This is a genomic window from uncultured Campylobacter sp., assembly GCF_938045225.1.
Lineage (GTDB): Bacteria > Campylobacterota > Campylobacteria > Campylobacterales > Campylobacteraceae > Campylobacter_A.
In genome coordinates this window covers 1-7,655 of record NZ_CALINL010000051.1, presented here as the reverse complement: position 1 = coordinate 7,655, position 7,655 = coordinate 1, and the positions used below count along the sequence as shown (strand labels likewise).

At 42.4% G+C, this 7,655-nt stretch carries 10 protein-coding genes; all 10 read right to left on the bottom strand.

Annotation, left to right across the window (positions count from 1 at the left end):
* Nucleotides 1-445 (bottom strand): adenylyltransferase/cytidyltransferase family protein (locus tag Q0200_RS02555; protein WP_297937359.1); only part of this gene is annotated, 445 nt, incomplete at its 3' end.
* 14 nt (nt 446-459) lie between these two features.
* Nucleotides 460-1,422, bottom strand: coding sequence for a DNA-binding protein WhiA (whiA, locus tag Q0200_RS02550; RefSeq protein ID WP_297937357.1), 963 nt, complete (start codon nt 1,420-1,422; stop codon nt 460-462).
* Between the two features lie 3 nt (nt 1,423-1,425).
* Entirely contained in the window at nt 1,426-2,208 is a 783-nt protein-coding gene (locus Q0200_RS02545) for an AAA family ATPase (protein WP_297937354.1), read from the bottom strand.
* A gap of 156 nt (nt 2,209-2,364) precedes the next feature.
* A complete protein-coding gene (locus tag Q0200_RS02540; RefSeq protein ID WP_297937352.1) occupies nt 2,365-3,000 on the bottom strand; it encodes a biotin--[acetyl-CoA-carboxylase] ligase in 636 nt (211 codons plus the stop codon).
* A 90-nt stretch (nt 3,001-3,090) separates the two neighbouring features.
* Nucleotides 3,091-4,011 carry a methionyl-tRNA formyltransferase gene (fmt, locus tag Q0200_RS02535; RefSeq protein WP_297937349.1) on the bottom strand — a complete coding sequence of 307 codons (921 nt, stop codon included), beginning with the start codon at nt 4,009-4,011 and terminating at the stop codon, nt 3,091-3,093.
* 16 nt (nt 4,012-4,027) lie between these two features.
* Nucleotides 4,028-4,363, bottom strand: coding sequence for an EF-hand domain-containing protein (locus tag Q0200_RS02530; protein ID WP_297937346.1), 336 nt, complete (start codon nt 4,361-4,363; stop codon nt 4,028-4,030).
* A gap of 46 nt (nt 4,364-4,409) precedes the next feature.
* Entirely contained in the window at nt 4,410-5,465 is a 1,056-nt protein-coding gene (gene obgE / locus Q0200_RS02525; protein WP_297937342.1) for a GTPase ObgE, read from the bottom strand.
* A 262-nt stretch (nt 5,466-5,727) separates the two neighbouring features.
* The gene (gene rpmA, locus Q0200_RS02520) at nt 5,728-5,985 is read right to left on the bottom strand and encodes a 50S ribosomal protein L27 (RefSeq protein WP_002943616.1); all 258 of its coding nucleotides are present in this window, start codon (nt 5,983-5,985) and stop codon (nt 5,728-5,730) included.
* Nucleotides 5,986-5,996: 11 nt separating this feature from the next.
* Entirely contained in the window at nt 5,997-6,311 is a 315-nt protein-coding gene (gene rplU / locus Q0200_RS02515) for a 50S ribosomal protein L21 (protein WP_002947447.1), read from the bottom strand.
* Nucleotides 6,312-6,462: 151 nt separating this feature from the next.
* On the bottom strand, nt 6,463-7,497 hold the full coding sequence (locus tag Q0200_RS02510) for a cytochrome-c peroxidase (RefSeq protein ID WP_297937336.1): 1,035 nt from the start codon (nt 7,495-7,497) through the stop codon (nt 6,463-6,465).
* Nucleotides 7,498-7,655: the final 158 nt, after the last annotated feature.

The following is a 7,655-nucleotide window of genomic DNA, read 5'->3' as shown; positions in this document are numbered from 1 at the left end:
CTTTTATATTATGAACTTCAGCAAGATACTCCAAGTCTTCTGCCTTACCAACTCCACCTTTACCAAAAGAAAAATTAAAACCTATAAAAATTTCTTTTACTTTCAATTTATTTTTCAAAATTCTAACAAATTCTAAAGGAGTATATTCTAAAAAGTCTTTATCAAGCTTTTGCATTATAACAACATCTACACCTAAAGATTCAAGAAGATATAATTTTTCTTCATTTGTATTTATATATTCAAATTTTCTCTCAGGAAATAGTACTTCCATAGGATGTTTTTCAAAAGTAAATACAACAGCTTGTTTTCCATTCTCTCTAGCTGCTTTTATAGCTTCTTTTATAAGTTTTTTATGTCCATAGTGCACTCCATCAAAATTTCCTATAGCTACATAAGTATCATTAAAATCAATATCTGTTGTCAATATATCATTTACCACTATCATTATTTTTATTACTCCTAACTATTTTTTTCTTCTTCTAAGAGAGAATTGTATATTTCCTCTATTCTTCTAAAACGATTTCTTATTCCAGACTTAGATATGTTTATCATATCTGCTAAACTTTGTAAAGAGTCTTCTGGATTATTTAATCTTAAAAAAGCAGCTTCCTCTAAGACAGGACTCAAACTATTAAGTCCAATTTTTTCACCTATATACTTTATCATTTTTATTTGATAATTTCCAGTATTTAAAGTTTTTGTTTCATTAGCTACTTCCCAATTCATTTCTCTGATTGTTTTATTTTTTAAATTTTTTACCAGATTTTCAGTCTCGCGCACGCTAAGGCGTTGTCCAATTATAGTATCGACTGCCGTTTTTTCGTCGTTTGGCTCAAGACCTACGATGACTTTAGCGTGCCCTTGCGTTAGTTTGCCTTCTTTTATATACTCCTGGGTCACGGCACTAAGGCTCAAAAGTCGCATCGTATTTGTTATCTGAACCCTGCTTTTGTGGATGATGTTTGCGAGCCCGTCCTGCGTGATTTTGTATTCATCTATCAGCTCTTTGTAGGAATTTGCGAGCTCGATCGGATTTAAGTCTTCTCTTTGGATATTTTCTATGAGTGCTAGTTCGCGAAGGCTTTGGCTTTCGATGTCGGCGACTATGGCTTTTATCTTGCTTTCGCCAAGCAGTTTAGTCGCGCGAAATCTCCTCTCGCCCGCAATCAGCATATATTCGCCGTCTTTTTCTATAACGATTATCGGCTGGATAAGACCGTGTCTTTTGATACTTTCGCTAAGCTCTCTTAGCGCCGTTTCGTCGAAATTTTTACGCGGTTGATACGGGTTTTCGACGATCAGGTCTAGATCAATATCCTTTACTATATCGCTGTTGCCCTCGTTTAGCTCAGCTTTGTACGCAAGCTCTACATCACCCAAAATCGCTTCTAGTCCACGCCCTAGTCCGCCTTTTTTAGCCATTAGTTATCCTAAAATACAACATGCTAAATTTTGATATGCTACCGAGCCGGGCGATTTTATGTCGTATAAAATCACCGGCTTACCAAAACTCGGACTTTCGGCGAGCTTCACGTTTCGCGGCACCACCACGAACTCATCACTCATATCCTTGTTTTTAAACAGCTTATCTTCAAAATGCTGCTTTAAATTTGCAACGGTTTCTTTTGCTAAGTTATTTTGCGAACTATACATAGTAGGCAAAAAGCCTTTTATAGTTAGTTTCTTATTAATCGTTTGTTTGATTATTTTTATGGTATTTAATATCTGCGCCAAGCCCTCTAATGCATAAAATTCGCACTGGATAGGGATTATCACACTATCGCTAGCGCTTAGGGCATTTACTGTAATACTGCCAAGTGCCGGAGGACTATCGATTATAATAAAATCGTACTGCCCCTTAACTTCTTCAATCTTGGTCTTTAGTATCTTTTGATAGTCTTTACTCTGCTCGCTTAGCTCTTGCTCGATGCCTACAAGCCCGATGTTTGAAGGAGCTAAAAAAAGGGTCGGAATCTCAGTTTTTAATACGATTTCAGAGAGCTTTTTACGTCCTGTGAGTACGTGATAAATGTTGTATTCGTAGTCGTTTCTGCTAAAGCCCATACCAGTAGTCGCATTAGCCTGCGGATCTATGTCGATGAGTAGAACTTTTTTTTCGGCTACCGCTAGCGATGCGGCCAAATTTACCGCAGTGGTCGTCTTTCCGACGCCACCTTTTTGGTTTGCAATAGTTATAATTTCACACATGATAATATCCAAATTTTGTTTTTAATTGATTAATTTTACAAAAAACTTACTTTGGCAAAGTTTAGTTTCGGCTTTAAAATTTCTGAAAGAATTTAGTAGCGCGTCCCTGCCGATATTTCGTAAAAATATTAAATTTTACGTCAAATTTAAGCATATTTATCTAAGAGAAAAAACCCTTCGCCCATCTATATCCAAAGAGCCGTCAGATAGAAGTTTTGCGTATTTGAGAGACATCTCTTCGCCCTCAAAGTGCGTGATAAATTCTCTTGATTTTTCAAATTCGCTCTCAAATTTTTTAAAAATTTCCGCCCAAGACGGAGCCGTTTGCAGCCTCTTGCAAAACTCTCCGACCGCGGCGCTAGGGCTAACGTCTATATCTAAAATTCCGGCATTCTCGGGCGCGTTTTTTAGATTTATACCCATACCGCAAACGTAAATTTCGCCGACTATCGTCGTCAAGGTTCCGCCGATTTTTTTGTCGTCGACGTAAAAATCGTTCGGCCATTTTAGCCAAATTTGAGAGCCGCGAGCCGCGAGCACTTCGCGCATTATCATCGAAAAGTAAATCGACGCCGACTCGCCTTTTAGATCGCCGGGTAGCGCCGTCTCGCTCATGCAAAATGAAAAAAATAGATTGCCCTCCAGCCCGCTCCACGTATTGTTTCTACTGCCCACACCCTGCGTCTGCTCCTTTGCCACGAGCGCATAAGGCGGCTGTATTTCGCCGTTTCGCAGTCCTTCGACCAGAACTTTTTGCGTAGAAGGGACGCTATCTGCGAACTCTATTCTCAAATTTTTTTCCTTTTAAATTTACTGACAAATTTGACGTTGCGAGCGTATTCCTATTGTAAAATTTATATGTCAAGCTTGCTGGGCTCAAATTTACGACACAATATCGCCGACGCCAAGGCGCTTGCCGTTTAGATTCGCGCTGTCATTTACGGGCTTTTTACCGGGCTCTTGTACCTTTATGATCTTGACCGCGCCCTCGCTGCAAGAAACGCAAAAATCGAGCTTATTGGTGCTTAAAATTTCGCCTGCACGTTCAAATTTACGCCCGCAGGATTCGCGCAAGATTTCTAAATCTAAAATTTTTAGCCCGTTAGATAGATAGATCCCAGGCCAGGGCGTTAGCGCGCGAAATTTATTATAAATCTGCTCCGCGCTCTGCTCAAAGCTAAAAAGCCCATCTGATTTGCTTATTTTTTTGCAGTGCGTGGCCTGCGCGTCATCCTGCTTAATCGGCGTCAAATTCGCAAAATTTTGCAGCACTCGCACTATCAGCTCACCTGCAAGATCCCCGAGCTCGTCAAACAGCTGCGCCGCCGTTTTATCCTCGCAAGGCGTGTAGGCAAAATCAAGCATATCGCCCGTATCAAGCCCCGCATCCATCAGCATCGCAGTCACGCCCGTCTGCTTTTCGCCAGCCAAAATCGCGCTTTGGATCGGGCTTGCGCCGCGATATTTGGGCAGGATCGAGGCGTGCAAATTTATACAAGTGGCGACGTCCAAAACGCTTTGGGGCAAAATTTTACCATAAGCCGCTACTACAATAAATTTAGGCTCAAATGCCTTTAGCTCGGCAACTACCGCCTCATCTTTTAATGTATGTGGTGTAAAGACTGGCACACCATTTAGCTCATTTTGAGCGTAAATTTTGACCTCGCTTGGGGTTAAAATTTGCTTTCTGCCAACTGGCTTATCAGGCTGGGTAAAGACTGCTTTTATGTTAAAGCCAGCCTCTTTTAGGTGCCTAAGTATCCTAACAGCATAATCAGGCGTCCCCATAAAAACTACATTCATCATTTTCCTTTAAATTTCAACGACTTTTATTTTGATCTGCGTTTTGCCTGCTTGGCGGCCAAGAGGCGCATGGATATTTTTGCCAACTAATCTTTTGAAACAGTAAACTTCTTAGCTCATCAAGGCTAATTTTGCCGTTATGATCGGTATCTAACCTCTTAAATTCCTGCCCAGTGCATAGATCTGGTGCTATTTTTAGCATAGATGGCGTTTTACATGCCTTCCACTCATCTAAATTTAGCGTGCCGTCACGATCTATGTCATTAAAATCTAAAAACATATATGCTGGATCGGCTGGCTCGCAACTATACGCACCAAGGCAAAATAACATAATGCAAAAAATTTTCTTCATTTTATACTCTTAAATTTCTAAGCTCAAAGCACTAAAAAGTCGCAACTCAAAGCTCTTTTTTTAGTAGCTCAAGCAGGTTAAATTTTAGCTCGTTTATATTTTGTCCCGTCGCCGAGGAGATCGACATTACGAAAAACGGCTTAGAGGCGTCAAATTCATAAATATCTTGCTTAAATTTCATCTCGCCCGCCGTGTCCGAAAGCCCCAAATGCGACAAAAACGCGTCAAATTTTTCCTGCAAATTTTCGGCCGCGTCCGCGCGAGTTAGAGCGATCGCGTAGTCTCTTTTTGCAAGCTCGCCTGAAAATTTCGCCGTCTCGGCCCTCAGCGCATCAAACTGCTCCTCAAGGCTACGGTAGTTTGCAAGATCAAGCATAAAAAGCAAAATTTTCGTGCGCTCGACGTGTTTTAAAAACTGCACGCCAAGACCGCGCCCTTCGCTTGCGCCCTCGATGATACCAGGGATATCGGCCATCACAAATCCGCTGTATTCGTCGACCTCGACTAGGCCTAGCTTTGGCGTGAGAGTGGTAAACTCGTAATTTGCGATCTGCGGTTTGGCATTTGAGACGGTCGAGATTAACGTGCTTTTACCGACGTTTGGAAAGCCCACGAGCCCCACGTCGGCGATGAGCTTAAGCTCCAGTCGCACCTCGCGCGTTTCGCCCTCTAGGCCTTTTTGCGCGTATTCGGGAGCTTGGTTGATCGAGCTTTTAAAGTGCACGTTGCCAAGCCCGCCTTTGCCGCCTTTTAAAAATAGCTCGCGCTGTCCCTGGCTAGTTAGGTCACAGAGTAGCTCGCCCGTCTCGGCGTCCAGCACCGCAGTGCCGGGAGGCACGATGAGCTCGAGGTGCTCGCCTCTTTTGCCGTGCATTCTGCGCCCCGTGCCCGCTTCGCCGTTTTGCGCGCGCATGGCCTTTTTGCCTTTATATGCCGCAAGCGTATGGGTGTTATTATCGGCGACGAAATATACATCCCCGCCGTCGCCGCCGTCGCCGCCGTCCGGCCCGCCTAAAATCACGTGTTTTTCGCGGCGAAAGCTCACTGATCCGGCTCCGCCGTGACCCGAGCTTAGAGTTAAATTTACGCTATCTATAAACATTTTTTGCCTTAGTTTTTAAATTTTATTCCATTATTTTTAGTTTGCTATTGTGCAAAATTTTTGGATTATATCGGTTTATTGATTAAAATTTGATTTGCCGAAAAGTTCAAACGATTTGCCAAGCGCCGTTATTAACACAATACAAATGGTCAAATTTTAAAATTTGGTAACTGACGCGATGATTATTTTTGTTATATAAAAGATTTTTAGTTTTTAAAAATTTGGGTGGTTTTAAAAGAAAAAGGGGCTTTCGCCCCAAGGATTACGCAGCAGGATAAACTGAAACTTTTTTTCTGTTTTTATCTAGTCTTTCGAATTTAACGAAACCGTCGATTAGCGCGAAAATCGTGTGATCTTTGCCTAGGCCGACGTTGCTGCCCGCGTGAGTAGCGGTACCGCGCTGGCGGATGATGATGTTGCCCGCGCGAACGAATTCGCCGCCGAATTTTTTAACGCCTAAGCGTCGTCCGATGGAATCTCGGTTATTCTGGGTTGAGCCTTGACCTTTTTTGTGTGCCATATCTTATCTCCTTAAGCTGCGATACTTACGACTTTTACGCGTGTAAACTGTCTTCTAAAACCGCGTTTTAGTTTTGAGTCTTTGCGTCTGCGTTTTTTGTAAATAACGACTTTTTTATCCTTGCCCTCGTTTACGACTTCAAGAACGACTTTCGCACCCTTTACGAACGGCGCGCCTACCTTTACTTCACCGTCGTTTACGCACAAAACGTCCGTAATCTCGACTGATGATTTTGCTTCAGCACTGAAATGGTCAAGCTTAAGATATTCGCCTTCGCTGACGCGATACTGCTTGCCGCCGTGCTTAAATATAGCGTATTTTGACATACTCTACCTTTCTAAATTTGGTAAGACCAAAAAGCGCTTTTGGATTTCAAAAGACTTGGGGAGCTTTGTTGGTTGTAAGAGACGGATGATACCCAAAAATTTATAAATTTAAGTTGAATGAGGCGGAAATTTATCCGCCTTTTTGTTTAGCTTAGTAGTCAAGTTCCGGTTTTGGGGTCTTTTCGGTAGATGCAGGGAATGACGGATATTCGACTTTAGGCATTTTGCCTGTTAGCGAATTTAAAAACGTCACTATATCGGCAGCTTCTTTATCATTTATATCGATACCTAGCTGTACGCTGCCCATCATCTTGACGGCATCTTTTAGCGACCAAACCGCGCCGTTGTGGAAATATGGAGCCGTTAGCTCGATATTGCGCAGCGTAGGAGCTTTTACTAGGCCGTTTGCATCGCCTTTAAAGTCGCCCAAATTTGCAAATTCGTATTTGCCCGCAACCTCAAACGGCTGCAAAGTACCGCCCAAATTTATACCGTTATGACATGTAGCGCAGCCTTTGTCGATGAAGGTTTTTAGGCCTTTTTTCTCAGCACCGTTTAGCGCAGCTTCGTCGCCTTCTAAAAATTTATCGAATCTAGACGGAGTTACGAGCGTTCTTTCAAAGATACCTATGGCCGTCGTTACCAGCTCAAAGCTCACGTCGCTATTAAACGCAGCCTTAAACTCGCTCACATAAGCAGGGATCGATTTTAGCCTTTGCTCGACGAGCTCCGGAGTAGAAGCCATCTCCGGCATCGCAGTCATCGGGCCGGCAGCCTGAGCGGCTAGGTGAGCGGCGCGTCCGTCCCAAAACTGCACCGAGTTAAATACGGAGTTGTAAACCGTCGGGGCATTTACGTGATGAGGGTTTGGGGTCCATTTGTGACCGGTAGATGCAGGCACACCGTCTGCTCCACCTAGGCCTAAATTGTGACAGGTGTTACAGCTAATGATGCCTGATTTTGATAATCTAGGATCAAAATAAAGCCTCTTACCAAGCTCATAAGCAGCCATAGTGGTCGGATATTTCTCAGCATCAGGAGAAGCTTCATTTATCGCTTTGGTTAGCGCCTTTGGATCGCTAGGGATAGCCACTAGACCCGCATCTAGCGCGTCTTGGATCAAATTTTGAGCGTTTAGCGCCGTCGCTAACGCAACCGAACCCAACAAAACCGACTTAATTTTCATTAAATGCTCCTTTGAAAATAAAATTAGAATGTAATTGTAATGTTTTTTCGGTTAAATAGAAATAAATTTTATTGTTTATTAGAAATTATTTTTAAGTATTTATAGTTATTTAAGATAAAATATATCTTATTTATCTTTATCAAATAGTATAAATTATT